Genomic DNA, 25,683 nt, shown 5'->3' with positions numbered 1-25,683 from the left:
ATTTAGTTATTATGACACTACAAACTGCGGATAATCACTTCAAAAATCTTATTTTTGTCAAAATCAATTTAATGTTAAGTCCTTTTTTTTTAACGCCATATTTAGAAACCGGAACTGATGAGGCCGGTCGGGGTTGTCTGGCGGGCCCCGTGACTGCAGCAGCCGTAATACTACCTGCGCATTTCCAAAATGAGTTATTAAATGACAGCAAACAATTGTCTGAGAAAATAAGAGAAAAATTAAAACCTATTATAGAACAAGAATGTGTTTCATTTGCCGTAACCCATCTGGAACCGTTGATTATTGACCAAATAAATATTTTGAACGCCTCCATAAAAGCAATGCAGGAAAGTATTTTAAAACTAAATCCAAGACCTGAATCCATTATTGTAGACGGAAATACTCCATTGATTCCTAAGGGTGGGATTAAAAATCGAGGAGGAAAGATTTTTACCGATGCTGAAATTGAAATCCTACATTCGATTCCGAATGCCAGTATCATAAAAGGAGATTCAAAATTTATGAGTATTGCCGCCGCTTCCGTATTAGCAAAAACGTATCGGGATGAATATATGAATCGGATTCATGAGGAATTCCCAATGTACAATTGGAAACAAAATAAAGGATATCCTACCAAAGAACACCGGGAAGCCATTCGGAAATATGGGGTTACAAAACACCACCGAATGACATTTCGTTTGTTGCCGGAACAGTATTGTTTTGATTTTTGAATTTAGATTGCTTCGCCAGTTCGCCTTACAGGCTCGTGTAACGATTTTTGAGTGCAGGTTTCTCAAAAGTGGCATCAAAAAGAATGGCAAAATGTTTCAGGATTTTTTCTTTGACTTCTTGTTCATTCACTTTGGATACGCCTAGTTCTACGTTCAAAGAAGTTACGGCTTTACCGCGAATCCCACAGGGAATAATATTGTCAAAATAACCCAAATCAGCATTTACGTTTAAAGCAAATCCGTGCATAGTGACCCAACGGGAAGCGCGAACGCCCATTGCACAAATTTTTCTGGCAAATGGTGTTCCTGCGCCTAACCAAACACCGGTTTCGCCTTCGCTTCTGCCACAAACAATTCCATATTCTTCAAGGGTAAGAATAATAGCTTCCTCCAGAAACCGTAGGTATTTATGAATATCCGTAAAGAAATTTTCTAAGTCTATAATAGGGTACCCTACGATTTGTCCAGGTCCGTGATAGGTAATATCGCCACCACGATTGATTTTATAAAAAGTAGCTCCTTTAGCTTCCAATTGTTTTTCAGACAAAAGTAAATTACTTAAATCACCACTTTTGCCTAATGTATATACATGCGGATGTACTACAAAAAGGAAATAATTGGGTGTTTGTAAACTCGTTTCTTCTCTCCTATTTTTAATTTTTAAGTCAACTATTTCTTTGAACAATTCTTCTTGGTATTCCCAAGTTTCTTTGTAATCTTTAGTTCCTAAATCTTGAAGTTGGATGTTTTTATTCATGTGTCATTGCGAGGAACGAAGCAATCCTATTTCGTTCACTTATTTTTGAATGACAAAGGTACAACGTTTTGAGTTTACTGTTTTTTCCTATAAGGTTTTTTTTCAAACCTTGCAGGTATGATATAAAATTATGAATCAAAAATAATTAGTCTCGGACTTGAACTAATTTCGATGTTTTATCATTGCGCCAAAAAAGTCACCTACAAGATTTGAAAAAACCATTGAAGGATTAACTCATATTTCTGTCAAGTTGAGCGCAGTCGAGACTAACCAAATGAGTCTCGACTGCGCTCGACTTGACCATAAGGCGATTATTTAAGTTCAATATTATTATTCCAAAACAACTTCAAGATTTATACTCACCGGATTTTTAAACAATCTGTGATTAGAAATTGCATTTCCATTGCTTTTTTGTCATCGCTTATTTTTGAATTTATATTTGAACCCGATTTTATTTTTCGAGGAAAATGATATTTCAAAATAAAATTTTGAACGGCTTTAAATTTATGGAAGCGTATTTTTAATCTTTCAATTTCTTCTTGTTGCTTTTTTAATTCTACTGCGTCTGTAATTTTGACAATTCTTTTAAAAGTACTTCCATCAAAAGTAAAGCTAACACTATAATAATGTTCTTCGGCAACCAATGCATAATTATTTTCTATATCATCCGCCTATTCTTCGGTTTTGTATAAATCAGCAACTTCGGCTATTGTATTAAATTTTTGACTGATTATTATGCAAAATTCTTTCTCGAAGGAACTTTTCTTACTATGGACTTTTACCGTAGTAATTTTTTTAAAAATGGCTTTTTCGGATGCTGGTAATTTGGAAAACGTCTCGGAATTTTTGGTTATCAGATCTTTAAAAACATAAGTTGTATCAAGAAAAACGTCTTCTTTGGAGTGATTTTCAGCTATAAATTACATACAACGATGTTCATCGCGGAGTAATTCTGTTTCAATTTCTCCGGTTCCGTCTTGGTTTAGACAAATGGTTTCTGTTACTTGGCAACTGATCAAAAATAATACTAAAAGCAGTAAATCGTGTTTTTCCATTTGGTAATTTAAAATACTTATTGGTTTCTATATATGTTATTTGTACTATTTTTCATGTTGATTTAAAAAAATAAAAGTCGTAGCATAGCCCCGATAGCAGTGGCATCCTTTTTTTCTTGTTTTTTTTTGAACAAGGAAAAAAGATAGAACGAATAGCGGGACGGATCGTCTTGAAGAAACAAAATATTCTGCTCCAAAAAACGGTACATTTTAAACTTTAAATTTTAAAACTTATATAGTATCTTTGCGCTCTTAAAATCAGCATAAAATGGCATTATCCGAACAAGAAATATTACGTAGAGAAGCACTTACAGAATTACGCAATTTAGGTATTGAGCCTTATCCTGCAGCCGAATTTATTACAACCTCATATTCTAGCGAAATCCTAGCTGATTTTGCAAAATACGAAGGTAAGGAAGTGGTTTTAGCAGGTCGTTTGATGGGGAAGCGTATCATGGGAAAGGCGTCATTTGCCGAATTGAAAGATGCTGAAGGGCGTATTCAAATCTATGTTTCGAGAGATGATATTTCGACAGATGAGGAGAAAACCATGTATAATGTCGTTTTCAAAAAACTGTTGGATATTGGCGATTTTATTGGGATTCGCGGAACGGTTTTCAAAACGCAAGTGGGAGAAATCTCGGTTCATGTTTATGGATTGACGGTTTTGGCCAAAGCCTTGAAACCACTTCCTGTTGTAAAAACGGATGCTGATGGTAAAACACACGATGCTTTTGCTGATCCGGAACAAAGATACCGTCGTCGGTACGTGGATTTGACCGTGAATGATCATGTAAAAGAAACGTTTATCAAAAGAACAAAATTGTTCAATGCAATGCGTTCTTTTTTTAATGACAAAGGATATCTTGAAGTAGAAACGCCTGTTTTGCAACCAATTCCCGGTGGTGCTGCAGCGCGTCCTTTTATCACGCATCACAACTCGCTTGATATGCCTTTGTACATGCGTATTGCGAACGAATTATACTTAAAAAGATTGATTGTTGGTGGTTTTGAAGGGGTTTATGAGTTTTCGAAAAATTTTCGTAACGAAGGAATGGACCGTACCCACAACCCAGAATTTACTGCCATGGAAATATATGTAGCCTACAAAGACTACAACTGGATGATGAAATTTGCCGAAGACCTTTTAGAACATTGCGCGATTGCCGTAAATGGAAGCTCAGAAGTTACTTTTGGAGAACATACCATCAATTTTAAAGCGCCTTACGCCAGAGTGACAATGACGGACTCTATCAAACATTTTACTGGATTTGATATTTCAGGAAAAAGTGAAACAGCGTTATTTGATGCTGCCAGAGGAATGGGAATTGATGTAGATGCAACCATGGGGAAAGGGAAACTGATTGATGAGATTTTTGGCGCGAAATGCGAAGGAAATTACATTCAGCCTACTTACATCACGGATTACCCAAAGGAAATGTCTCCGCTTTGCAAGCAACACCGTGACAATCCAGAATTGACAGAACGTTTTGAATTGATGGTTTGCGGAAAAGAAGTGGCAAACGCCTATTCTGAATTGAATGACCCAATTGATCAAAGAGCCCGTTTTGAAGACCAAATGAGATTGGCTGAAAAAGGAGATGATGAAGCCACAGGAATAATTGACGAAGATTTCTTGAGAGCATTAGAATACGGAATGCCTCCAACATCCGGAATGGGAATTGGAATGGATCGATTGATTATGTATTTGACAAATAATGCTTCTATCCAGGAAGTGTTGTTGTTCCCGCAAATGCGCCCAGAAAAAACTCAAGTTAAAATTGAATTGGAAGACGATGAAAAATTGATTATTGACCTTTTGAAAGTCAATGAAAACCAAATGGATTTTGGTTTACTAAAAATCAAATCGGAACTGAGCGGTAAAAAATGGGATAAAGCCATGAAAAATTTATCTTCTTTAGGATTGACCGAAGTTGTGGTAAATGGCGACAGCAAAGCGTGTCGATTGAAAGCCTAAGTGTATTATAGAGCTATATTTATAAAAAAGGAGCTTCAAATTGAAGCTCCTTTTTTATAAAGAATATTATTTTTTATGACTGTCCGTAACTGATACCAAGTTGTTTCTAAAGCAGTAATCATCAATCTAACCCGATATCGCGGATTTCATAGCAGTTACTTTTTTGATTCAGACCCAAATATATACTTTTTTGCCATTGATACAAGTAACGGATAGTCATATAGTTTAAATAGGACTAATGGTTACTATACAAGGAATCCATCCATTTACGACTTGTGGTAAAAGCCAACACAGTGAGTAACTTCATTGACAATTAAAAAAGATGTCTGATTATTTTTTCCAAGCTCTTCCGGCAAAAGCATCATCTAATTCAGGATTTGTGTTGTGATTAGAATAGTTACTAATTGTTTTTACCGCAATTCCGGCAATAATACCTAAAACATGCGTTTCTGTATATCCTGCGGCTAAAAAGGCATCAACTTCTTCTTGTGCAACATTCCCGCAGTTTGCAGTAAGCGAACGCGTTAGTTTTGATAAAGCGGCTAGTTTTAGATCTGGCACTTCTTTTCCATCGCGAATGGCATTGGTTACTTCAGTGGGTACTTTTGACATTTTATCGGCAATAAAACTGTGAGCAGCCGTACAATATTCACAATTATTTTCATAAGCTACCGAAAGAAAAACAACTTCTTGTTCTACAGAATTAAAACCTGAATTGGCTCTAAAGCTGTTGTATCCATAAATATAGATATCTAACAACGCTGGATTTTGCCCCATGCCTTTGTACATATTAGGTACAAATCCTAATGTTTTTTGAGTGTTGTCAAAAATTGCTTGAGATATTGGAGAAACTGGATTATTTTCTAATTTTAAATGTGCCATAATTTTTGTTTTATATTAATTAGTATTTGTTATTCAACATTACAAAAGTGCAACAAATAAGAAGCTTAGACTTTTGTAATTCGTTCAACTATTTGGATAATTGGTTCAAACGGAAATTCGATGGCGTTTGACTGTATTTTTCGTGAAAAAGTGTCGAAAAATTGGCTAAATCATTGAAACCACAATCGAAAGCAATGTTTGTAATGCGTTCATCAGATACTAATAAAAGTTCAGCTGCTTTTTCTAATTTTTTATTTCTAATATAATTGGCTGGACTATCGTCATAATTTTTTTTGAATTCTCTCTTGAATGATGAAAGACTTAGGTTGGTCATTTGAGCCAACTCTTCCGAACTTATAGGATTGTATAAACTATTTTCTATAATTTGCTTAAAAGTATAACTAGTAGGAGAAAAAAGTTGAGATAAAATTTGTTGAATAACAGGCGCATTTTTGGTTTGACATAAAAGCAGAATTATTTCTTTTAATTTAATGACTAACAAATCTTCGTTAATAAGTGTGGGATTGTCAAAATAAAAAAGCAAGCCTTCTATGTATTTTTGGATTAGAAAATCGTTATTGATTTGGGTTATATCAATAGTTTGATCGACTAATTTTGGTTGCTGAAAAATCTTAGGGAGATCGGTCTCATAAATTTTCTTGAGTATTTCAGGATGAAAATGGACAAATACGATCTGACTTTTTTTAGAAAGAGTATTGCCTTTCATTTGACTGAAGTAAGTACCACATTTGAGCAAAACCGCTTCGTTTACGGGTACTGATATACTTTGATGCTGCATTTTGTAGTCTACTTGCCCTTCGAGCATGTATAGAAAACAAGCTTCATTAGGCACTGGATTTGGGATTTTGAATGGTGCTTCTATTGTCACTTTTTCAAAAATTATATTTCCGAATAATTGGTATTGTTTTCTTTCTGTAATCATTTGAATAGTGTTAAGAGCAAACCAACATCTCGTTTATTTTTTCCGAGACGAAAAACAAAAACCTAGTTTTAGAGTCAAATGGAGTTAATCCCTTTATAAATTCCAGCTTCCACTTTTTTAGCGATTTCCGTCAATGGCTATTCGTTTTTGTTTGTCGCTTTATAATTAGCTAAAGTACTATAAAATTTAGATTTCAAAACCATATCTAACTCTTTTACTACGATATTTAGCTTTTTTTTGATAGTCTTTACCATCGAGTCTAGAGTTAAATTACTACTGTTTTAGGGGTGCAAAAAAACAAATAATAAACCATAGTGATAGTTTTTTAGAATTTCACAACAAATTAACGATTGAGTTATCGCATTAATTATAAGTAAAGCTATCCCAAATCAGGATTTTAAATATGATTTAAACCTTTACTACCCTAAAATCAAACGATAATTTTTTGTTAAGGATTAAACTTTTTAGGTCTATTGTTATCTTATATACATAAAACTTAAAACAAAACAAATGAAAAAATTATTTATCGTTGCATTATTAGTTGTCGGAATGACAAGCTTTGCACAAGAAAAAGAAGCAAGACCGGAAAGAGCTCAAATGGAGCAATTAACTCCTGATCAAAGAAATCAACTGCAGTTAAAAAAGATGACTCTGGAATTAGATTTGAATGCTTCACAACAAAAAGAAATGAGTACAATCATCGCGGAACAAAGTACTAAAAGAGAAGCTAAAATGGCCGAACGAAAAGCAACTAAAGATTCAGCTAAAAAACAACCGACTTCTGACGAACTTTTTGCTAAGAAAAGCCAAATGTTAGATGAACAAATTGTGATGAAAAAACGAATAAAAAAAATTCTTTCAGCAGACCAATATAAAAAATGGGATGAAATGAAAGGGAACAAACATCACGGAATGAAAAAAAGAATGATGCATCATAAAAACAAAAACCAGTAGAAACGGGTAATAAAAAATAATCCTTTCACTTAAACTAAGTAATAACCATGGTATAATGTCGTATTTTAAAATCAGGATAAAATTATATAACAATCTGATTTAAAACTATTTTACTTAAAGTTAATTCTTTTGACTTTACGCCTTTTAAACTTTCGACTTACTTGTTTCATCTTACTTCATAAAAAAGCCCCAAAATTTGGGGCTTTTTTGATTTAAAATGTTTTCGAAACTTTAGCTATCGCTTGAATGGTGAAATCTAAATCTGCATACGTTAATGCATCCGTAATAAACCACGTTTCATAAGCGGATGGCGCAATATAAATTCCTTCCTGCAATAATCCGTGAAAGAATTTCTTGAACGTTTCGTTGTCGCCGTTTGCAGCCGTTTGAAAGTCTACAACCGGAGCCGCATCAAAGTGAACCGAAATCATTGAGCCAATAGTATTGATTGTAAATGCAACATTATTTGTTTTCAGCACTTTATCAATTCCTGCCGCCAAATACGCTGTTTTCTCTTCTAGTCTTTTAAAAATAGTACGATCACTGTCTAAAGCTTGTAACATGGCTAATCCTGCGGCCATTGCCAATGGATTTCCAGACAATGTTCCTGCCTGATACACAGGGCCTAACGGAGCAAGATAATTCATGATTTCTTCTCGGGCGGCAAATGCACCAACAGGCAATCCTCCACCGATTACTTTCCCAAAACAAACGATATCAGCCGTTACATGCAATAATTCCTGAACACCACCAGCGGCGAGTCTGAAACCGGTCATTACCTCATCAAAAATCAAGAGAATTCCGTTGTCGGTACACAATTGGCGTAAGCCTTCCAGAAAGCCTTTATTAGGCGGAATACAACCCATATTCCCCGCAACAGGTTCCACGATTATAGCAGCAATTTCATTTTTATTCGCTTCTATTAAAGTGGCTACGTTTTCTAAATCATTGTATCGTGCCAGCAAAGTATCTTTGGCCGTCCCTGCTGTAACTCCAGGACTGTTTGGCGAACCAAAAGTAATGGCTCCGCTTCCGGCTTGTATCAAAAACGAATCCGAATGTCCGTGGTAACAACCTGCAAATTTGATTATTTTATCTTTTTTTGTAAAACCACGAGCCAGCCGTACAGCGCTCATACAGGCTTCGGTACCAGAGTTTACAAATCTAATTTTATCGATATTTGGAACCATAGCAACGGCTAAAGCAGCAATTTGTGTTTCTAATTCTGTGGGCATCCCAAACGAGGTTCCCAACTTCGCTTTCTCTATCACGGCGTTCACAACCGGTTCGTAAGCGTGTCCTAAAATCATTGGTCCCCATGAATTGATATAATCAATCAAACGGTTGCCATCTTCATCGTACAAATAAGCACCTTTGGCACTTTTGACAAAAATAGGAGTTCCTCCCACTGCTTTAAACGCTCTTACAGGTGAATTTACGCCACCAGGAATTACTTTTTCTGCTTCAGCAAAAAGCTGACTACTTCTTTTATATAACATGTATGAAATTATGAATTATCGTTATTTTAAAATTATTTTACTACCAGTTTTTGTCCAATAGAAAGGGCATTGTCCGAGAGGTTGTTTTTTTGTTTTAAATCCTCAATCTTTAATTCGAATTTTTTCGAAATAGAATATAGCGTATCGCCTTTTTGAACCACATAGGAATCCAGCCCCTTAGGGATTGTATTTCTGGATTCAACCGTTAATTCTGTTATCATTTGTTTTTCATTGGACACATAATTAATATCTAGAACCTGATTGTCATATTCATGCAAATTGTAGCGTTCAATATACGAAATCAATTTATCCGGATATTTAGGATCTGTGGCATATCCGGCGGCTTTTAAGCCTTTGGCCCAAGCTTTATAATCGCCTTTTGAGAATTCAAATAATCCAGCATAGCGGCTTCTTCCTGTTAAAAATAAAGCGTGATCTTTAAATGATTCTGATGGATTGTCATATTTTCTAAAACATTCCTGCGCAGCATCGTCATCATGCCTGATACTTTCACCTGTCCAGCCTACATGGCATTTTATTCCAAAATGATTGTTCGCATTTAAAGCCAAATTACCCTTCCCGGCACCAGACTCTAAAATGGCCTGCGCTAAAATAATACTTGCAGGAATACCATAATTCCTCATATTGCCCATTGCAATATCTTTGAATATGGAAACGTAGGTTACAATCACATCATTTGTAACTATTGTTTTTGAAGTTGAAACAATCTCTTCCGTTTCACTATTATTCAGCTCTTTACTTGATGATTTTCCTGCGGTGGCACGTACTGTTTTGGTTTTCTTTTCATATCCCTTTTTAGCCGTCGTAGCAATTTTTGATTTTGAAGGCGCTTTTTTGGTAGTAACAATAATTGGTTTAGTGGCATTACAACTCACCAAAGTTATTAGTATAAATAGCAGTAGGATTTTCTTAATCATTGATCTCAATTATTGGTAATTGTTTATTCCGAAGTTTCATATTCATTCCCTGAATTCCCTGAATTCCGCCCGTATGAATTAGTAAAATTTTTGATTGGGCAGGAAAATAGTTTTTTTGAATTAGATCTATAACACCAAAAACCATCTTTCCCGTGTAAATTGGATCTAAAGGAATCTTATTTTGCTTATAAAATGAATTGATAAACCCGATTAATGCTTCATTAACTTTTCCGTAGCCCCCAAAATGATAGTCTGTAATGAACTCCCAGTTTTCATTTTGTACAAAACTACGAATTTCTTCTTTCAAAAAGTCGCCTTTTAAGGCCGGAAACCCTAAAACTTTTTGATGCGGCAAAGCACTGTTTATGATACCGGAAATGGTACCGCCAGTTCCTATCGCACAACAAATATAATCAAATTGAGCATCTTCCTGAGTTAGAATTTCCTCACATCCCTTGATAGCAAGATCATTAGTCCCGCCTTCCGGCAGGAGATAAAAACGACCGAATTGTTGTTTTAATTTCTCCAAAAATGAGTCATCACTTTTTAACCGATACGCGTCTCTTGAAATAAATTCCAGTTGCATTCCACAATTTTGAGCGAAAATTAATGTTGGATTCTCTGAGATTTTACTTTCTAATTCCTCACCACGGATAATCCCGATGGTTTTAAATCCTTTTTCTTTTCCCGCATAAGCCACAGCTGCTATATGATTGGAAAAAGCACCTCCAAAAGTAAGCAATGTGGTCTGCTCGTTTTTTTTGGCTTCAAGCAAATTGTATTTCAGTTTTCTAAACTTATTTCCGGAAACAAAAGGATGAATCAAATCTTCTCGTTTGATGGTTACTGAAATAGAGTTCGGAAATGCTGTAATTACCTTTTGATTCAAACGAATATCTTTTGACACAAAGGTAAATTTATATATAAAAAAATACAACCTTTATAGATTGCATTTTGTATTAATTCTTTTCAAGTGGATTTAATTTTCAATTATAATTTTCTGACCACCTCTATTTTGTCTTTTGTAGCTAATTTTACAATGTAAATACCATCGCGAAGACCCGCAGTAGAAAACGCATAGCAGGTATTAACTCCCGAATTTTCTTTCTTAAAAAATCAATTTTCCGGCTACATCATATAAACCACAAGCAACAAGATCCAATAACAAGAGATTACTGATTTTTAGATCTTTTGCAGAATTATTTTGATAAATTACAAAATTTTTACGCACTGCCTCTTCAACTCCTAAACGGGAATTGTTTTTAAAGGTAATTTCAAACTGGGTATTATTGACACCAGCTGGAAGTGACAACTCATGGAAATCGTTTTTCATCTCTAATCCATGATATCCTTTTGGAATTAAATATTTAGAAACAATCAGAAACATTCGCTATAAAATTATAAATTTGTACTACTAAAATGGTGCTTTTTAATGAAAAAGCGCAATCATTTGAATCCCAATTTAGCAATTGAACGAAATCGAATGACGCCTGCAATCGCACAATACCAAATATGATGGACCAAAGTACTGAAAATAAATTAATAGAAGGGGAAGATTTCTATTACACACCCGAAGGCTATAAATGTTTTACTGAAAAACACCATTTAAAACGGGGTTATTGCTGTAAAAGTGGCTGTCGCCATTGTCCGTATAAAAGCCCGCTAACCCCCAAAGGGGGAAAAAGAAGAGATTATGAATAATAAAAGCTTACATTACTATGACTAATTCACCTCACATAACTCCTACCACAATTCCGATTTCAGAAACCAGGACCCTTTTTCAAGAACAAATACAACAAGGAATCCCATCGGTTTTACCAAAACCAAAACCATACGATATAGACATCAATCACGCACCAAAGCGTAAAGAAATCCTTTCGAATGAAGAAAAAAAATTAGCCCTTCGTAATGCTTTGCGTTATTTTGAACCAAAACATCATAATGAGCTAATAAAAGAATTTCGACAAGAATTAGAAATATACGGCCGTATTTATATGTATCGCTTTCGTCCCGATTATGAAATGCGTGCGCGTCCAATAAATGAATATCCTGGAAAAAGCCAACAGGCCAAAGCAATTATGCTGATGATTCAAAACAATCTGGATTACGCCGTGGCACAACATCCGCACGAATTGATAACCTATGGTGGCAATGGAGCTGTATTCCAAAACTGGGCACAGTATTTATTGACGATGCAATACTTATCAGAAATGACCGATGAGCAAACATTGACGATGTATTCCGGGCATCCAATGGGATTATTTCCCTCGCATAAAGAAGCGCCACGAGTTGTAGTAACAAACGGCATGGTAATCCCTAATTATTCTAAACCGGATGATTGGGAAAAAATGAATGCTTTAGGCGTTTCTCAATACGGCCAAATGACCGCCGGAAGTTACATGTATATTGGCCCGCAAGGAATTGTACACGGAACAACTATCACGGTTTTGAATGGTTTTCGTAAAATAAAACGCAGTCCAAAGGGCGGATTATTTGTTACTTCTGGTTTGGGCGGAATGTCTGGCGCACAACCTAAAGCCGGAAATATTGCCGGTTGTATCACCGTTTGTGCCGAAGTAAACCCTAAAATTACACATATTCGCCACAGTCAAGGATGGATTAATGAAGTGATTGAAAATATTGATGCGCTGGTAAAAAGAGTCGCTTTGGCGCAAGCCAATAATGAAATTGTGTCCATCGGATATCTTGGAAATGTGGTTGAGGTTTGGGAAAAATTTGACCAGGAAAACATCCATATTGATTTAGGATCAGATCAAACTTCGCTACACAATCCTTGGGCAGGTGGCTATTATCCTGCTGACATTTCCTTTGAAGAAGCCAATGAAATGATGGCATCAACTCCTGATTTATTTAAAACAAAAGTACAAGAAACATTACGACGTCATACGACAGCAATCAATAAACACACTGCCAAAGGAACGTATTTCTTTGATTATGGAAATGCTTTCTTACTGGAAGCTTCCCGTGCCGGTGCAGATGTCATGGCAGAGAATCACATCGATTTCAGATATCCGAGTTATGTACAGGATATCATGGGACCCATGTGTTTTGATTACGGTTTTGGCCCTTTCCGATGGGTTTGTGCTTCGGGAAAACCAGAAGATTTAGCCAAAACAGATGTAATTGCTTGCCAGGTTTTGGAAGAAATGTCCAAAACAGCTCCCGAAGAAATTCAGCAACAAATACAAGACAATATTCATTGGATAAAAGGCGCACAAGAAAACAAATTGGTTGTAGGCTCACAAGCACGAATCCTTTATGCAGATGCTGAAGGACGCGTAAATATTGCCGAAGCTTTCAATCAGGCTATTGCCAATGGCGAAATAGAAACCGTAATTTTAGGTCGCGATCACCATGATGTTTCCGGCACCGATTCTCCATACAGAGAGACTTCTAACGTTTATGATGGCTCAAGATTTACCGCCGATATGGCGATACAAAACGTCATTGGAGACAGCTTTCGTGGAGCCACTTGGGTATCCATTCACAATGGCGGTGGCGTGGGCTGGGGAGAGGTAATAAACGGCGGATTTGGTATGGTTCTTGATGGTTCAAAGGAAGCGTCAAGACGTTTAGCATCAATGCTTTTCTGGGATGTCAACAACGGAATTTCCAGAAGAAGCTGGGCTAGAAATGAAGGAGCAGTATTTGCAATAAAAAGAGCGATGCAAACGGAACCTTTATTGAAAGTAACCATCCCTAATATAGTCGCTGACAATTTGTTGGATTTTTAAAAATTTGAACGTATCTTTAATAAACATTTAGTAATCAAAAAAACAGGTCATGAAAGCAATTAAACTCCTTCTCGCATTTCTACTTTTAGTATTTGCCTCTTGCGCTTCCGTAAAAGTATATTCTGATTATGATAATAATGTGGACTTTATTCAATACAAAACGTACGCTTTTCATAAAAAAGGCATCGATCGAGTTGAAATATCAGAATTGGACAAAAAAAGAATACTCAATGCCATAGATCGAGAATTAAGTAAAAAAGGAATGACCAAAAGTGAAAATCCAGATTTGCTGATTAATATATTAACTAAAGAAAGAGAACGCATTGACGTAAATCAGTTCAACGCAGGATGGGGTTACGGATGGGGTTGGGGATGGAATCCTTACTTTTGGGGAGGCCGCAGCAGTTTTGTTTCCTCATCAACGGAAGGGACATTGTATATTGATTTAATTGATGCCAAGAAAAAAGAATTGGTTTGGCAAGGCGAAGGAGTTGGTTATTTGACCGAAACCCGAAGTGAAAAAGAAAAACAAATTAATGAATTTGTGGCAAAAATTCTTGAACAATTTCCGCCCAAAGTAAAATAGTTTACCATCACATTTCAACATAAAAGCCTACCTTTGCGTAGGCTTTTTTATACCCAATCATGACACTACAAACTGACATTACTACGCTCGAAGATATCAAATTACTAGTGAATACTTTTTATTCTAAAGTTCAAAAAGACGAATTTATCGGACCCATATTCAACGAAAAAATAGGCAATCGCTGGCCGGAACATTTAGAAAAAATGTATCGCTTTTGGCAAACTATTTTACTTGAAGTGCATTCCTATTCCGGAAGTCCATTTCCACCACACAAACAATTACCGGTCGCCAAAGAACATTTTGACCGCTGGATGCAAATTTTCACTGAAACAACTGACAACTTATTTTCTGGTCCATTAGCCGACGAAGCTAAACTTCGGGCAAAAAATATGGCTGAAATGTTTAATTACAAAATTGACTACTTCCGCAATCTTGAGAAAAGTCAAACGGACAATTCATAGTTTTTAAAGTGGGTTTAATCCAAAATATGTTCCTTTTTGCAAACAGCAACAAATTATTATATGCGCAATTTATTATTACTTGTCGTTTTACAAGCTTTCCTCATTTCTTGTTCCAATTTAAAGCAAACAGCTGACAACAAGTCAACCCCAAGTTTAAAACTAATCAGTTCCATTGAAATTCCTTTTGAGGAAACGTTTCAAAACACAAAAGTGGGCGGATTGTCCGGAATCGATTATGATGCCAAGAATGATTTGTATTATTTGATCAGTGACGATAGATCCATGTTTAACAATTCAAGATTTTATACGGCAAAAATTCATTTGCTCGAAAATAAAGTTGAACGTATTGATTTCCAAAGTGTCACCACTTTAAAAAATGCAACTGGGAAAGCGTTTGGCAATTGGAACACCATGCCAACTACTTCAGCAGACCCGGAAGACATCCGATTCAATCCAAAAACGAACACTTTGGTTTGGAGTAGCGAAGGCGCTCGAGTGCTAACAGCAGATAAGGAAGTTTTACAAGATCCTTCTCTAAATTTCATGGATTTAAAAGGTGATTTTCTAGGCAATGTCACCTTACCGGAAAATTTAAAAATGCAGAAACTGGAAAAAGGTCCGCGAAACAACGGCACTTTAGAAGGAATTACTTTTGACAAAAACTATAAAAATGTCTATACCAATATTGAAGAACCATTATTTGAAGATGGCGACCAAGCCAATACTAGCAAAGGCGGTTTGATTCGGCTGTATCAATTTGATGCCAAAACAAAAAAGAACACCGCTCAATACGGCTATAAACTGGAACCTATTGCTCATGAACCTGTTCCGAAAGGTGCTTTTGGTGTAAATGGCGTTTCGGCAATTCAGTATTATGGTAAAAACCAATTGCTGGTTGTGGAACGCTCCTATTCTACCGGGACACAAGCCTGTACGGTTAAAGTATTTATGTGTGATTTAAAAAAAGCAACTAATATAAAAAACTACAGCTCTTTGCAAAATCAAAAATTCGAATTGGCTTCTAAAAAACTGGTCCTTAACATGGATGATTTGGGAATTTTTATTGATAATATCGAAGGACTTACTTTTGGTCCAAAATTGGCAAATGGTAATCAATCTATTATTTTCATTTCAGATAATAATTTTTCAGATAAACAAAAAACGCAGGTTTTGGTGTTTGAGTTGGTGAAGAAGTAAATCCAAAAAATAGCTATCAATCCTCTATCCAGTTCGCCAAAAAACATATTCAGTACCAACAAAAATGAGAATGCACAATGTTTAATTTAGCGGAAGTCAATGAAACATAATTGGAGAATGTTTGAAATTATACTATCTGGAATTCAGATTTGCCTCGGTATTTTAATATGGTTTTTTGTCTATTTAACTTGCAATCAATATTATACTTTTTTGTAGAAAAATCCATTAATAGACCATCATAGCATTGTTCAAATGGCTGTCAGAAAAAATATAACTTTAGTAATTCTATCACTTATTGCTATTTCATCAGCAATACTTTTAATCAAAAACCTATCTAAAGGCTGGGTGATGAGTGTTATAACTTGGATTATGCTTACAATAACATTGATAATCAACTCCTATCGATTAAACCAAAGCAATCCTAATGAGTTAGATTTAATTTCTATATTTATTATAGGAATAATTACATTTGTTTTTATAGCTATTGTATTCGCATTAAATAATATAGAATTCAAACGGAAATACAGCCCAACCATAAAAAACTGGATTTTCATAGCAATTTCTATTGTTGTACTGACAGCTTTAAAATTTTTATAAGCTTAAGCGAGAGTGTGACGAACTGAGCAGACTTTGTACGTGTAATGTATTGATGAGATTGCTTCGTTCCTCGCAATGACTGAACGCAACTAAATTATGTTGAATTATCTAATCTCAAATTAAACCTCAACTCCCCTAGCCCCGATTGCAATGAAAAGCTTTTTGTGAAAGCCGTTTTGATTTTTCTTGTTTATAAAAAGCGACTCCTCTCCCCAACCCTCTACAAAGGAAAGGGAGAAAAGAGGAATACCCCCCTTTTTATTTCTCCTGCCGGAACATTAGAAAAACAAACGGGTTTGCAAAAACTTGCAATGAAAAGCGGGAAATAGCTCCTGAAATTTGTACTTTTGCAGTTGAACTACAAGGTTTTCGATATGAACTCAACTATAGAAAGCAATCCGTTATTAGACCGATTGCCAAAGCACTTAAAACAATTCATTAAACCTCAGGATTACAGCGATTATACGCCCATAAATCAAGCGGTTTGGCGTTATGTGATGCGCAAAAATGTAGCTTATTTATCAAAAGTAGCGCATAGTTCCTACTTAGAAGGATTGAAAAAAACAGGAATCGAGATTGACAACATTCCGAGCATGTATGGAATGAACCGCATTCTGACTGAAATAGGTTGGGCAGCGGTTGCGGTGGATGGATTTATTCCGCCCAATGCTTTCATGGAATTTCAGGCCTATAATGTGCTTGTAATTGCTTCTGACATTCGCCAACTTGAACATATAGAATACACTCCTGCTCCGGATATTATTCACGAAGGTGCAGGTCATGCTCCCATTATTGCTAATCCGGAATATGCGGAATATTTACGCCGTTTTGGCGAAATAGGCTGTAAAGCGCTCTCTTCACATAAGGATTATGAAATGTATGAAGCCATCCGACTGCTTTCGATCGTAAAAGAAGCTGAGGGAACTCCCCAAGCTGTTATTGATGCTGCCGAAAAAGCGGTAGAAGATTTGCAAAACAATATGGGTGAATTATCAGAAATGGCGCAAATTAGAAACCTGCATTGGTGGACTGTCGAATACGGACTCATTGGAACCGTAGAAAATCCTAAAATTTATGGTGCCGGTTTGTTATCTTCAATAGGCGAAAGTGCGCACTGCATGACAAACGAGGTCAAGAAAATTCCGTATGACCTATCAGCAGCAAACCAGAGTTTTGACATCACAAAATTGCAACCGCAACTTTATGTCACACCAACATTTGCTTATTTAAACCTAGTTTTAGAGGAATTTGCGAATAAAATGGCACTCCGAACAGGCGGTTTATCCGGAATAGAAAAACTGATAGACTCAAATGCTCTGGGAACAATCGAACTGAGTACGGGCTTGCAAATTTCGGGCGTTTTTAGTACCGTAATTGCACACGAAGGCAAGCCTATTTATATACAAACCATCGGAAAAACGGCTTTAGCTTCTCGCCAAAAAGAACTGGTTGGTCATGGAACTTTGACACATCCTGAGGGTTTTGGGAGTCCTATTGGGAAGCTGGAAGGAATCAATCTGGCAATTGAAGACATGAGTCCAAAAGATTTGAATGCCTACGATATACTGGAATCTAAAACGGTCAAACTGGAGTTTGAAGGTGGCATCACTGTTGAAGGTGAAATCATAACCGGCTCCAGAAACTTACAAGGCGAAATTATTTTGATTCGCTTTAAAAACTGTACTGTGTCACACGGAGAAACGATTTTGTTTCAACCAGAATGGGGAATTTATGATATGGCTGTGGGCAAAAAAGTGATTTCGGCTTTTTCAGGCCCTGCTGATGTGAATAGTTTTGATTTGATTTCGCACCTTCCCTCGAGCAAAACCATTAAAGCGAAACATACCGCAGAACGTGATGACTTAGAGGTTTTGTACCAAACTGTTAGAAATAGTAGAGAAACCAAGGAGACAGAAACACCCTTGAAGCCTATATTCGAAAATTTACAAACCAATCACCCAAAGGATTGGTTATTAGCTGTTGAAATCACCGAGCTGCTAAAAGAAAGAAATGAAATGAAATTATTACAGGAAATATTGGTTTATCTCGATCAATTAAAACAAAAAAGACCTGAAGTAGCACATTTGATTACTGGTGGTTTGGATTTAATCTTTGACAAAGAGAAAGCTTAGTTTTCCAATTTAGGTTTATCAAATCGAGCGCAGTCGAGATTTTTCAATAGGCTTAAACAGCTATAAAAATGGTTTCGACTGCGCTAAACCTGACAAAAAAACTATTATAATTTTATTTTTTGTCCAAAATCTTTTTCGCTTTCGATTACTTTTCCTTCGTATTGTAATTTCCAGCCCATTGAATTACTCAAAATTAATATTTTGGACAATTCGCTGATTAATCGGTTTTGAGCATTGGTTTTCAGTGAATACTTTTCTATTTTCTTGGCGAGATTTGCTTTGACCGATTTATTGATTTTATTATAATCATCTCCCGTAAACGGATTCAGCTTGCTTTGTTCTACGTTATAAAACTGAATATCTGGACTTATTTTTATTTCTTCTTTTGGAATACTAACAATAGTGATGGTTTTATTTTTTTCATCTATTTCATATTTCATTTGGCGCAAATCATAAGCAACTGTAACATCAGCATTGACTATTACCAATGCTTTTTTCTCAAAAGAAAGCATATCCAACAAATATTTTTGCTGATTTTTATAGGTAATCACTTCGGAGAAATGGCCTTCAGTAACTACTAATTTTCCAACATTTAGAATTTGTTGTTGAATGAGATTTGTGTTGTACTGGATATCTTCATCGTCGTTTTTCTTAAAATCGCAGTATTTGAATAATAAAAATATTCCCCCGATAACTACTATTGCAATACCTATTCTTCTTAACATAATTAAAATTTCATAAATGAATATTCTGATTCCAATTTAGTGATTTTTTCTCTGACTTTAGACTCAAATTTTAAATGACTTTCAGATTTCGGATTAAAAGGCTTGTGCGAAAGACTTTTTTGAATAGTTGAAACTTCATCCATTGTAGCAAAAGCAGTTTCAGAAATTATAGTTTCCTTGAAACGTTTCCAAATATAATCGATTGCCACTGGATTGGGATGCAACATATCTTCAGTATAAAAACGGTAATCCCGAAGTTCATCCATCATGATTTCGTAGCTGGGAAAGTAATTTATAGTCGAAAGTCGAAAGTCAAAAGTCCCATGAAGCGCACTAATTATATTGGCTTTGCTCCATTGATTTTCGACAAAACCATCTTTGATGTGACGCACTGGAGAAACGGTAAAAATAATGGTGCAACTAGGATTTACAACATGAATTAATTTCAGTGTCTTTACTATACTTTCTTCTATTTCTTCAACAGAAAGTAATTCTTTCTGAAACAGCTTTTGCGGTACTTTATGACAATTAGCCACAACACAATTGCTTTCTATATTTCGATATACCCACGAAGTTCCGTAAGTAATAATAATATGGGAAACATGCTGCAATTGCAGTTTTGTAGCTATCAGTATTGCATTTAAAGAAGCTAACAATTCCTCTTTACTAGAACTGCTCAAATCCGAATGCACATCAAAACAATGCCAGCGTTCGTTGTAAAAAAAAATGTCGCTTTCTGTAAGTTGCTTTCCGGAAACAGCAAAATCAACTAGTTTTTCAATCGCTATAGGATGAAACAAAATGCCAAATGGATTACAACTATTTTGAAATTTAAAATAGTCCAGTTTCTGCGCCATATTTACCGCAAAACAAGAACCCAAAGACATGATTTTAGAAGTATAATCAATAGGAAACTTACTTTTAGGAATGGGAACTTGGGTTCTGAAATTCATATCTATTTCTCGCAAAGCCGCATAGGTTAAAGGTTATTTACAATTCTTGTAATTCCTGTTTTAATTAGTGGTTCGTTGAAATTAATTAACAAGCCAAATTTCATTCCTGTAATTTTCAGATACGTTTAAAGTTGTATTGGATGAACATTAGCAATTTGTTCAACTGATTTTATTTCTAAAATAACTTTATTTTCTATGATTAAGTCAGTTCTGAATCCAATATCTAATTTTACTTAATCCAGACAACGGGAAGTGGTTTTTGACTTTCAACTAGTAGTCCTCTTTTCGTTAACTCATAAAACAAAACAACTTCATAAACTGATTTTAATAACCCTGGACCAAACTTAGTGTGCATCTTTTAACAAACATCAACAACAATTTTTGAAATCTCGTTTTCAGTCATTTTTTTATTTCTCGCTAATATATTAAAAAAATTACGATATAATTACTTTACAAACTCAATTGCTTTTTCTAAAGCTTGCTGAATTCCTGCGACATTCTTCCCTCCTGCTGTTGCAAAAAACGGCTGTCCTCCGCCTCCACCTTGGATAAATTTACCCAATTCACGAACCACTTGTCCTGCATTTAGGTTTTTCTCCGCAACTAATTCTTTAGAAATATAACAGGTCAACATTGGTTTTTCTCCCGAAGCTTCGGGATTCACTGTAGCCAAAACTAGAAATAAGTTATTTCCTAAATTTCCTAATTCATACGCCAAATCTTTTGCTCCCTCCGGATTCAAATCGACTTGTTTTGCCAAGAATTGAACGCCATTAATTTCCTGTATCTCAGCGATTAAACTCGCTTTAAGATTTTTGACTTTATCTTTTACCAAAAACTCAATTTGCTTAGTCAATTTGACATTTTCTTCTTGCATAGAATGAACGGCTTTCAGAATATCCTGAGGATTTTTTAAGGCTATTTTTACTTCATTCAATGTGCTTTCATGCGAAGCAAAATGTGCTTTTACCGCATCACTTGTAATCGCTTCTACACGACGAATTCCTGCAGCAACCGCTCCTTCTGAAACGATTTTGAAATGCCAGATTTCAGCTGTATTTTTCACGTGGATTCCACCGCATAATTCCATGCTTTCGCCAAATTTAATCGCACGAACCTCATCTCCATATTTCTCTCCAAAAAGTGCCATCGCTCCTTCTTGAACTGCTTGCGCGAAAGGAATATTTCTTCTTTCAATTAGTGGTAATTGCTCTTGAATTCTTGCATTTACAAAATCTTCCACTTGCTGCAATTCGGTTTCCGTCATTTTAGCAAAATGAGAAAAGTCAAAACGCAAGTAGTTTGGATTTACTAGCGAACCTTTTTGTTCTACATGCGTTCCAAGAATACTTCTCAAGGCTTGGTGCATTAGATGTGTCGCCGAGTGATTTCTGGAAGACAAACTTCTCAAATCTTGATTTACTTTGGCTACAAAACCAGCATTTATATTTTCCGGTAATTTTTTTGCAAGATGTAAAATCAGGTTGTTTTCTTTTTTCGTATCGATGATTTCGATAGTTTCATTTGCAGACCCGAGCGTTAGCGAACTGGCGGAGCAAACTAACGTTCCTTTATCACCCACCTGTCCTCCACCCTCTGGATAGAAAGGGGTCTTATCTAAAACGATTTGGTATAAAACACCCTCTTTTTTACTGTCTACTTTACGAATGCGAGTGATTTTTACGTCACTTTCTGATTGGTCGTAGCCTACGAATGTTTCTACATTTCCTGGAACTAATAGCAACCAGTCTTCGGTAGAAACTTCTGATGCGGCACGGGAACGTTTTTTTTGTTCTTGCATGGCGGCGTTAAAACCAGCTTCGTCCAGTTCGAATCCTTTTTCTCTAAGAATTAATGCGGTCAAGTCAATTGGAAATCCAAACGTATCATACAATTCAAACGCTTTTGTTCCAGAAACTGTTGAACCTTTAGTTTCGGCAACCACATTTTCTAATAATTGCAATCCTTGGTCTAATGTTCTCAAGAAAGAAGATTCTTCTTCACGAATTACATTCGTAACCAATTGTTGTTGCGATTTGATTTCCGGGAAAAACTCTCCCATTTGATTCGCTAAAACAGTAACTAATTGATTGATGAACGGTTCTTTTATATTAAGAAACGTAAATCCGTACCGAATGGCACGACGCAAAATTCTACGAATTACGTAACCAGCACCTGTGTTTGATGGCAATTGTCCATCGGCAATAGCAAAAGCAACCGCACGAACGTGATCGACTACTACCCGAATAGCGATATTTATTTTTTCCTCATCTGCATTCGGTACGGACAAGTCTCGACTTGTACCTACGGAATTTGATGTGTATTTTAATCCTGTAATTTGCTCTACTTTTTCGATAAGTGGCATAAACACATCCGTATCATAATTGGATGTTTTTCCTTGTAATGCCATACACAAACGCTCAAATCCCATTCCGGTATCAACGTGTTTTGCTGGCAATTTTTCCAGAGAACCATCGGCTTTACGGTTGAACTCCATGAATACATTGTTCCAGATTTCCACTACTTGGGGATGATCATTGTTAACCAAACTTTTTCCTGAAACTAAGGCTTTTTCTGCTGCAGAACGAATGTCAACGTGAATTTCTGAACACGGCCCGCAAGGTCCTTGGTCTCCCATTTCCCAGAAATTGTCTTTCTTGTTTCCAAGAATGATACGGTCTTCGTCAATTAATGCCGCCCAAATATCCCAAGCTTCCTGATCGAATGGTACGTTTTCACTTGGATTACCTTCAAAAACGGATACGTATAAGTTTTCTTTTGGAATTTTATAGACTTCTGTCAAAAGTTCCCATGCCCAGTTGATAGCTTCTTTCTTGAAATAATCTCCAAAAGACCAGTTTCCCAGCATTTCAAACATGGTGTGATGGTAGGTATCAAAACCTACATCTTCCAGATCATTATGTTTTCCTGAAACACGAAGGCATTTTTGCGTATCAGCAATTCTGTTGCTTTTTGGAGTTCCGTTACCTAGAAAATATTCTTTGAACTGGGCCATCCCTGAATTGTTGAACATTAGTGTTGGATCATCCTTGAGAACTATGGGTGCCGATGGAACGATTAAGTGTCCCTTTGATGCGAAAAAATCTAGAAATTGTTTGCGTACGTCTTGTGATTTCATTTTTTTATTTAAATATTTAAAGATTCAAAAATTTAAAGATTAGTTAGAATTGAATTTTTTAATCTTTTAATCATTAAATCTTTTAATTTCTTTTGCCCCAGATAGTAGTGAAAAGCTTCGAGATTTATACATTTATTTTTTCTTGAGGTGGCAGAGCGACCGAAGGAAGCTCCTGCTAGCTCATTAGAAAAAAAATGTATAAACGAGAACTTGCAACAAATAGCTGGAATAGGCACATTATTTTATTTATTATTGAAAAAAGGGTGTAACAAATGAAACATTTCTTAAATTTGTTCGTCTAACCTTTTACAGTGTGCAAAAATAGGGTATTTTAAAATATGTCGAAAGTAAAATATTATTACGATTCTGAAAATTTAGCGTATAGGAAAATAAAAACTCGAAAAAGAAGAAAATTTGGTGTTATCATTCTGTTTTTGCTGGCCTCGATATTATTTGGTTTTTTGAGTTTTATTGTATTATTGAACACCCCTTATTTTGAAACGCCTAAAGATCGGTTGCAGGCTCGTGAAATTGAAAATTTAAGATTGAATTATGCGATTTTAAATAAAAAAATGGATCAGGTAAATAGCGTAGTTGAGGCTCTTGAAGACAGAGATAATAATTTGTATCGGGTATATTTCAATAAAACAGCAATTCCTGACTCTGTCCGGAAAGCGGGATTACCGGGAATAAACAGGTATAAAGTACTAGAGGGATATGACAATTCCCAGTTGGTACTGAATACCACCAAAAGAATTGATGTATTAAGTAAGGAACTCGCCATTCAATCCAAATCACTGGATGTCATTTTGAAAATGGCAGATGCTAAAAGTGATTTTTTGTCTGCCATTCCTGCCATTCAGCCAGTGCGAAATGAAAATTTAAAACGACTGGCATCTGGTTTTGGTTATCGAACAGATCCGTTTACAAAAGTAAGAAAAATGCATGAGGGAATGGACTTTACGGCCAAAACAGGAACTCCAATTTATGCCACTGGAGACGGAATTGTAATAACCGCCGACAATAGGGCCTCTGGATATGGAAATCATATTGTAATTCGGCATGGATTTGGATACGTAACATTATACGCGCATTTGAGTAAATATAAAATACGAGCTGGACAGCGTGTAAAACGCGGAGATGTCATAGGATATGTGGGAAGTACCGGAAGATCTGAAGCACCGCACTTGCATTATGAAGTTCATAAAGATAACAAAGTGGTAAATCCGCTTAATTTTTATTATGGAAACATTTCGGCAGTAGAGTATGTTGCTATAGCACAATTAGCGAATCAAGAGAATCAATCGTTAGATTAATGCTTTAACAAAGTGTTCAGTATTCAGTCGTAACAGTTTATAAAAGAAGTGTTCAGAAAAGATTAAAATAAAAAATATGCACATTGAACTTTCTAAAGACAAAAGATATTACAGCATTGGCGAAGTAGCCAAAGCATTTGACGTGAACGCCTCGCTGATACGTTTTTGGGACAATGAATTTGATATTTTGAAACCAAAAAAAAATGCCAAGGGCAATCGCATGTTTACACCCGAGGATATCACTAATTTGCAATTGATTTATCATTTAGTCAAGGAAAGAGGTTTTACGCTGGAAGGGGCTAAAACCCATTTGAAGGAAGGACAAAAGAAGGCTTTGGACAAGTTTGAAATAATCAGGAAATTAGAAACGATACGCACACAATTAACAAATATTAAAAACGAATTGTAATCCCAAAACAAAACAGGGATCCTACTATTTACAATTAAAATTAAACAACAAACATTAAATTAAACAAAGATGAAAAGATTTTTGCCTTGGATTATCGTAGGAGTTATTATTATTGGTATGTACAGCTGGATTAAAGGGATCAATAATACTGCGGTAACAATGAACCAAACAGTAGAACAATCGTGGGGAGATGTACAAACGGCGTACCAAAGAAGAAATGACCTGATTGGAAATCTAGTAAATACTGTAAAAGGTGCTGCTGATTTTGAAAAAAGTACCTTGACTGCTGTTATTGAGGCACGTGCCAAAGCTACCTCAACTACTATTGACCCAACGAACATCACACCGGAAAAATTAGCTGAATTCAACAAAGCACAAAGTGGTGTAAGTAGTTCTTTGTCTCGATTGTTAGTATCAGTAGAGCGCTATCCTGAGCTGAAAGCCAACCAGAATTTCTTGAAATTACAAGATGAATTAGCTAGCACAGAAAATCAAATTTTAACGTCAAGAACGCGTTTTAACGAAGCAGTTAAACCTTATAATTCACACATTAAAACGTTTCCAAACAGCTTATTTGCAGGAATGTTTGGATTCAAAGACAAAGCATATTTTACTGCTGTTGAGGGAGCGGATGCACCTGTTGAAGTAAAATTCTAAAGTTAGATTATTAGACTTT

25 protein-coding genes and 1 pseudogene are annotated in these 25,683 nt (G+C 35.8%); 13 read left to right on the top strand and 13 right to left on the bottom strand.

Annotation, left to right across the window (positions count from 1 at the left end; translation table 11 throughout):
* Window positions 1-71 precede the first annotated feature (71 nt).
* Window positions 72-731 (top strand): ribonuclease HII, encoded by a 660-nt coding sequence (locus EKL96_RS10775; protein ID WP_126462167.1) that lies wholly within the window; start codon window positions 72-74, stop codon window positions 729-731.
* 25 nt (window positions 732-756) lie between these two features.
* Here EKL96_RS10775 and lipB read toward each other — a convergent pair whose 3' ends face one another.
* Both lipB and EKL96_RS14585 read right to left on the bottom strand, forming a co-directional pair.
* Complete coding sequence (gene lipB, locus EKL96_RS10770) at window positions 757-1,488, bottom strand: lipoyl(octanoyl) transferase LipB (RefSeq protein ID WP_126462033.1); 732 nt, start codon at window positions 1,486-1,488, stop codon at window positions 757-759.
* A gap of 920 nt (window positions 1,489-2,408) precedes the next feature.
* On the bottom strand, window positions 2,409-2,543 hold the full coding sequence (locus EKL96_RS14585; protein WP_255416231.1) for a hypothetical protein: 135 nt from the start codon (window positions 2,541-2,543) through the stop codon (window positions 2,409-2,411).
* A 268-nt stretch (window positions 2,544-2,811) separates the two neighbouring features.
* Here EKL96_RS14585 and lysS point away from each other — a divergent pair, with 268 nt between their 5' ends.
* Window positions 2,812-4,521, top strand: a complete 1,710-nt coding sequence (lysS, locus tag EKL96_RS10760; protein WP_126462030.1) for a lysine--tRNA ligase — start codon at window positions 2,812-2,814, stop codon at window positions 4,519-4,521.
* Between the two features lie 330 nt (window positions 4,522-4,851).
* Here the strand turns inward: lysS and EKL96_RS10755 are convergent, their stop codons facing one another.
* A complete protein-coding gene (locus EKL96_RS10755) occupies window positions 4,852-5,403 on the bottom strand; it encodes a carboxymuconolactone decarboxylase family protein (RefSeq protein ID WP_126462027.1) in 552 nt (183 codons plus the stop codon).
* Between the two features lie 88 nt (window positions 5,404-5,491).
* Window positions 5,492-6,346: a helix-turn-helix domain-containing protein gene (locus EKL96_RS10750; protein WP_126462024.1), complete on the bottom strand. Its 855-nt coding sequence runs from the start codon at window positions 6,344-6,346 to the stop codon at window positions 5,492-5,494.
* A 510-nt stretch (window positions 6,347-6,856) separates the two neighbouring features.
* Between EKL96_RS10750 and EKL96_RS10745 the strand changes: the two genes are divergently transcribed.
* A complete protein-coding gene (locus tag EKL96_RS10745; protein ID WP_126462022.1) occupies window positions 6,857-7,300 on the top strand; it encodes a hypothetical protein in 444 nt (147 codons plus the stop codon).
* A gap of 212 nt (window positions 7,301-7,512) precedes the next feature.
* Here the strand turns inward: EKL96_RS10745 and hemL are convergent, their stop codons facing one another.
* The 4 genes from hemL to EKL96_RS10725 all read right to left on the bottom strand — a co-directional run bounded on the left by hemL (window position 7,513) and on the right by EKL96_RS10725 (window position 11,124).
* Window positions 7,513-8,799, bottom strand: coding sequence for a glutamate-1-semialdehyde 2,1-aminomutase (gene hemL / locus EKL96_RS10740; protein ID WP_126462019.1), 1,287 nt, complete (start codon window positions 8,797-8,799; stop codon window positions 7,513-7,515).
* A 32-nt stretch (window positions 8,800-8,831) separates the two neighbouring features.
* Window positions 8,832-9,737, bottom strand: coding sequence for a glucosaminidase domain-containing protein (locus tag EKL96_RS10735; RefSeq protein ID WP_126462017.1), 906 nt, complete (start codon window positions 9,735-9,737; stop codon window positions 8,832-8,834).
* Window positions 9,730-10,644, bottom strand: a complete 915-nt coding sequence (locus EKL96_RS10730) for a 1-aminocyclopropane-1-carboxylate deaminase/D-cysteine desulfhydrase (protein WP_370274312.1) — start codon at window positions 10,642-10,644, stop codon at window positions 9,730-9,732. Before EKL96_RS10730 ends, EKL96_RS10735 begins: the two co-directional genes overlap by 8 nt.
* 201 nt (window positions 10,645-10,845) lie before the next feature.
* A complete protein-coding gene (locus EKL96_RS10725; RefSeq protein ID WP_126462014.1) occupies window positions 10,846-11,124 on the bottom strand; it encodes a hypothetical protein in 279 nt (92 codons plus the stop codon).
* A 125-nt stretch (window positions 11,125-11,249) separates the two neighbouring features.
* On the opposite strand from EKL96_RS10725, the gene EKL96_RS10720 reads away from it, so the two are divergent.
* The 7 genes from EKL96_RS10720 to EKL96_RS10690 all read left to right on the top strand — a co-directional run bounded on the left by EKL96_RS10720 (window position 11,250) and on the right by EKL96_RS10690 (window position 18,465).
* Entirely contained in the window at window positions 11,250-11,438 is a 189-nt protein-coding gene (locus tag EKL96_RS10720; RefSeq protein WP_126462011.1) for a DUF5522 domain-containing protein, read from the top strand.
* A 17-nt stretch (window positions 11,439-11,455) separates the two neighbouring features.
* Window positions 11,456-13,492, top strand: a complete 2,037-nt coding sequence (locus EKL96_RS10715; protein WP_126462008.1) for a urocanate hydratase — start codon at window positions 11,456-11,458, stop codon at window positions 13,490-13,492.
* A gap of 49 nt (window positions 13,493-13,541) precedes the next feature.
* Complete coding sequence (locus tag EKL96_RS10710; protein WP_126462005.1) at window positions 13,542-14,078, top strand: DUF4136 domain-containing protein; 537 nt, start codon at window positions 13,542-13,544, stop codon at window positions 14,076-14,078.
* A 59-nt stretch (window positions 14,079-14,137) separates the two neighbouring features.
* Window positions 14,138-14,539: a group III truncated hemoglobin gene (locus EKL96_RS10705; RefSeq protein ID WP_126462002.1), complete on the top strand. Its 402-nt coding sequence runs from the start codon at window positions 14,138-14,140 to the stop codon at window positions 14,537-14,539.
* Between the two features lie 36 nt (window positions 14,540-14,575).
* Window positions 14,576-15,736, top strand: a complete 1,161-nt coding sequence (locus EKL96_RS10700) for an esterase-like activity of phytase family protein (RefSeq protein ID WP_233579295.1) — start codon at window positions 14,576-14,578, stop codon at window positions 15,734-15,736.
* A gap of 252 nt (window positions 15,737-15,988) precedes the next feature.
* Entirely contained in the window at window positions 15,989-16,333 is a 345-nt protein-coding gene (locus EKL96_RS10695) for a hypothetical protein (RefSeq protein ID WP_126556133.1), read from the top strand.
* Between the two features lie 374 nt (window positions 16,334-16,707).
* Window positions 16,708-18,465, top strand: a complete 1,758-nt coding sequence (locus EKL96_RS10690) for an aromatic amino acid hydroxylase (protein WP_126461993.1) — start codon at window positions 16,708-16,710, stop codon at window positions 18,463-18,465.
* A 104-nt stretch (window positions 18,466-18,569) separates the two neighbouring features.
* Here EKL96_RS10690 and EKL96_RS10685 read toward each other — a convergent pair whose 3' ends face one another.
* The 5 genes and pseudogenes from EKL96_RS10685 to alaS all read right to left on the bottom strand — a co-directional run bounded on the left by EKL96_RS10685 (window position 18,570) and on the right by alaS (window position 23,282).
* Window positions 18,570-19,190: a DUF4230 domain-containing protein gene (locus EKL96_RS10685; protein ID WP_126461989.1), complete on the bottom strand. Its 621-nt coding sequence runs from the start codon at window positions 19,188-19,190 to the stop codon at window positions 18,570-18,572.
* 2 nt (window positions 19,191-19,192) lie between these two features.
* Window positions 19,193-20,143: a GSCFA domain-containing protein gene (locus EKL96_RS10680; protein ID WP_126461986.1), complete on the bottom strand. Its 951-nt coding sequence runs from the start codon at window positions 20,141-20,143 to the stop codon at window positions 19,193-19,195.
* A gap of 26 nt (window positions 20,144-20,169) precedes the next feature.
* A pseudogene (locus EKL96_RS14635) lies at window positions 20,170-20,316 on the bottom strand (GxxExxY protein).
* A 56-nt stretch (window positions 20,317-20,372) separates the two neighbouring features.
* A complete protein-coding gene (locus tag EKL96_RS14630; RefSeq protein WP_317125143.1) occupies window positions 20,373-20,498 on the bottom strand; it encodes a GxxExxY protein in 126 nt (41 codons plus the stop codon).
* Window positions 20,499-20,588: 90 nt separating this feature from the next.
* Window positions 20,589-23,282 carry an alanine--tRNA ligase gene (gene alaS, locus EKL96_RS10670; protein WP_126461983.1) on the bottom strand — a complete coding sequence of 898 codons (2,694 nt, stop codon included), beginning with the start codon at window positions 23,280-23,282 and terminating at the stop codon, window positions 20,589-20,591.
* 338 nt (window positions 23,283-23,620) lie between these two features.
* Here alaS and EKL96_RS10665 point away from each other — a divergent pair, with 338 nt between their 5' ends.
* From EKL96_RS10665 to EKL96_RS10655, 3 genes are all read left to right on the top strand, one after another.
* Window positions 23,621-24,598 (top strand): M23 family metallopeptidase, encoded by a 978-nt coding sequence (locus EKL96_RS10665; RefSeq protein WP_126461980.1) that lies wholly within the window; start codon window positions 23,621-23,623, stop codon window positions 24,596-24,598.
* Window positions 24,599-24,674: 76 nt separating this feature from the next.
* A complete protein-coding gene (locus tag EKL96_RS10660) occupies window positions 24,675-25,007 on the top strand; it encodes a MerR family transcriptional regulator (protein ID WP_126461977.1) in 333 nt (110 codons plus the stop codon).
* Between the two features lie 69 nt (window positions 25,008-25,076).
* The gene (locus EKL96_RS10655; RefSeq protein WP_126461974.1) at window positions 25,077-25,664 is read left to right on the top strand and encodes a LemA family protein; all 588 of its coding nucleotides are present in this window, start codon (window positions 25,077-25,079) and stop codon (window positions 25,662-25,664) included.
* The last annotated feature ends 19 nt before the right edge of the window (window positions 25,665-25,683 follow it).

The organism is Flavobacterium sp. LS1R10 (assembly GCF_003968825.1).
In the GTDB taxonomy this organism is placed as follows: Bacteria; Bacteroidota; Bacteroidia; order Flavobacteriales; family Flavobacteriaceae; genus Flavobacterium.
This window is presented reverse-complemented; position numbering and strand designations above follow the sequence as displayed.

Coding starts and splice junctions, on each gene's coding strand:
- EKL96_RS10775 (WP_126462167.1), top strand. CDS start 72: ATGTTAAGTCCTTTTTTTTTAACGCCATATTTAGAAACCGGAACTGAT.
- lipB (WP_126462033.1), bottom strand. CDS start 1,488: ATGAATAAAAACATCCAACTTCAAGATTTAGGAACTAAAGATTACAAA.
- EKL96_RS14585 (WP_255416231.1), bottom strand. CDS start 2,543: ATGGAAAAACACGATTTACTGCTTTTAGTATTATTTTTGATCAGTTGC.
- lysS (WP_126462030.1), top strand. CDS start 2,812: ATGGCATTATCCGAACAAGAAATATTACGTAGAGAAGCACTTACAGAA.
- EKL96_RS10755 (WP_126462027.1), bottom strand. CDS start 5,403: ATGGCACATTTAAAATTAGAAAATAATCCAGTTTCTCCAATATCTCAA.
- EKL96_RS10750 (WP_126462024.1), bottom strand. CDS start 6,346: ATGATTACAGAAAGAAAACAATACCAATTATTCGGAAATATAATTTTT.
- EKL96_RS10745 (WP_126462022.1), top strand. CDS start 6,857: ATGAAAAAATTATTTATCGTTGCATTATTAGTTGTCGGAATGACAAGC.
- hemL (WP_126462019.1), bottom strand. CDS start 8,799: ATGTTATATAAAAGAAGTAGTCAGCTTTTTGCTGAAGCAGAAAAAGTA.
- EKL96_RS10735 (WP_126462017.1), bottom strand. CDS start 9,737: ATGATTAAGAAAATCCTACTGCTATTTATACTAATAACTTTGGTGAGT.
- EKL96_RS10725 (WP_126462014.1), bottom strand. CDS start 11,124: ATGTTTCTGATTGTTTCTAAATATTTAATTCCAAAAGGATATCATGGA.
- EKL96_RS10720 (WP_126462011.1), top strand. CDS start 11,250: ATGATGGACCAAAGTACTGAAAATAAATTAATAGAAGGGGAAGATTTC.
- EKL96_RS10715 (WP_126462008.1), top strand. CDS start 11,456: ATGACTAATTCACCTCACATAACTCCTACCACAATTCCGATTTCAGAA.
- EKL96_RS10710 (WP_126462005.1), top strand. CDS start 13,542: ATGAAAGCAATTAAACTCCTTCTCGCATTTCTACTTTTAGTATTTGCC.
- EKL96_RS10705 (WP_126462002.1), top strand. CDS start 14,138: ATGACACTACAAACTGACATTACTACGCTCGAAGATATCAAATTACTA.
- EKL96_RS10695 (WP_126556133.1), top strand. CDS start 15,989: ATGGCTGTCAGAAAAAATATAACTTTAGTAATTCTATCACTTATTGCT.
- EKL96_RS10690 (WP_126461993.1), top strand. CDS start 16,708: ATGAACTCAACTATAGAAAGCAATCCGTTATTAGACCGATTGCCAAAG.
- EKL96_RS10685 (WP_126461989.1), bottom strand. CDS start 19,190: ATGTTAAGAAGAATAGGTATTGCAATAGTAGTTATCGGGGGAATATTT.
- EKL96_RS10680 (WP_126461986.1), bottom strand. CDS start 20,143: ATGAATTTCAGAACCCAAGTTCCCATTCCTAAAAGTAAGTTTCCTATT.
- EKL96_RS14630 (WP_317125143.1), bottom strand. CDS start 20,498: ATGCACACTAAGTTTGGTCCAGGGTTATTAAAATCAGTTTATGAAGTT.
- alaS (WP_126461983.1), bottom strand. CDS start 23,282: ATGAAATCACAAGACGTACGCAAACAATTTCTAGATTTTTTCGCATCA.
- EKL96_RS10665 (WP_126461980.1), top strand. CDS start 23,621: ATGTCGAAAGTAAAATATTATTACGATTCTGAAAATTTAGCGTATAGG.
- EKL96_RS10660 (WP_126461977.1), top strand. CDS start 24,675: ATGCACATTGAACTTTCTAAAGACAAAAGATATTACAGCATTGGCGAA.
- EKL96_RS10655 (WP_126461974.1), top strand. CDS start 25,077: ATGAAAAGATTTTTGCCTTGGATTATCGTAGGAGTTATTATTATTGGT.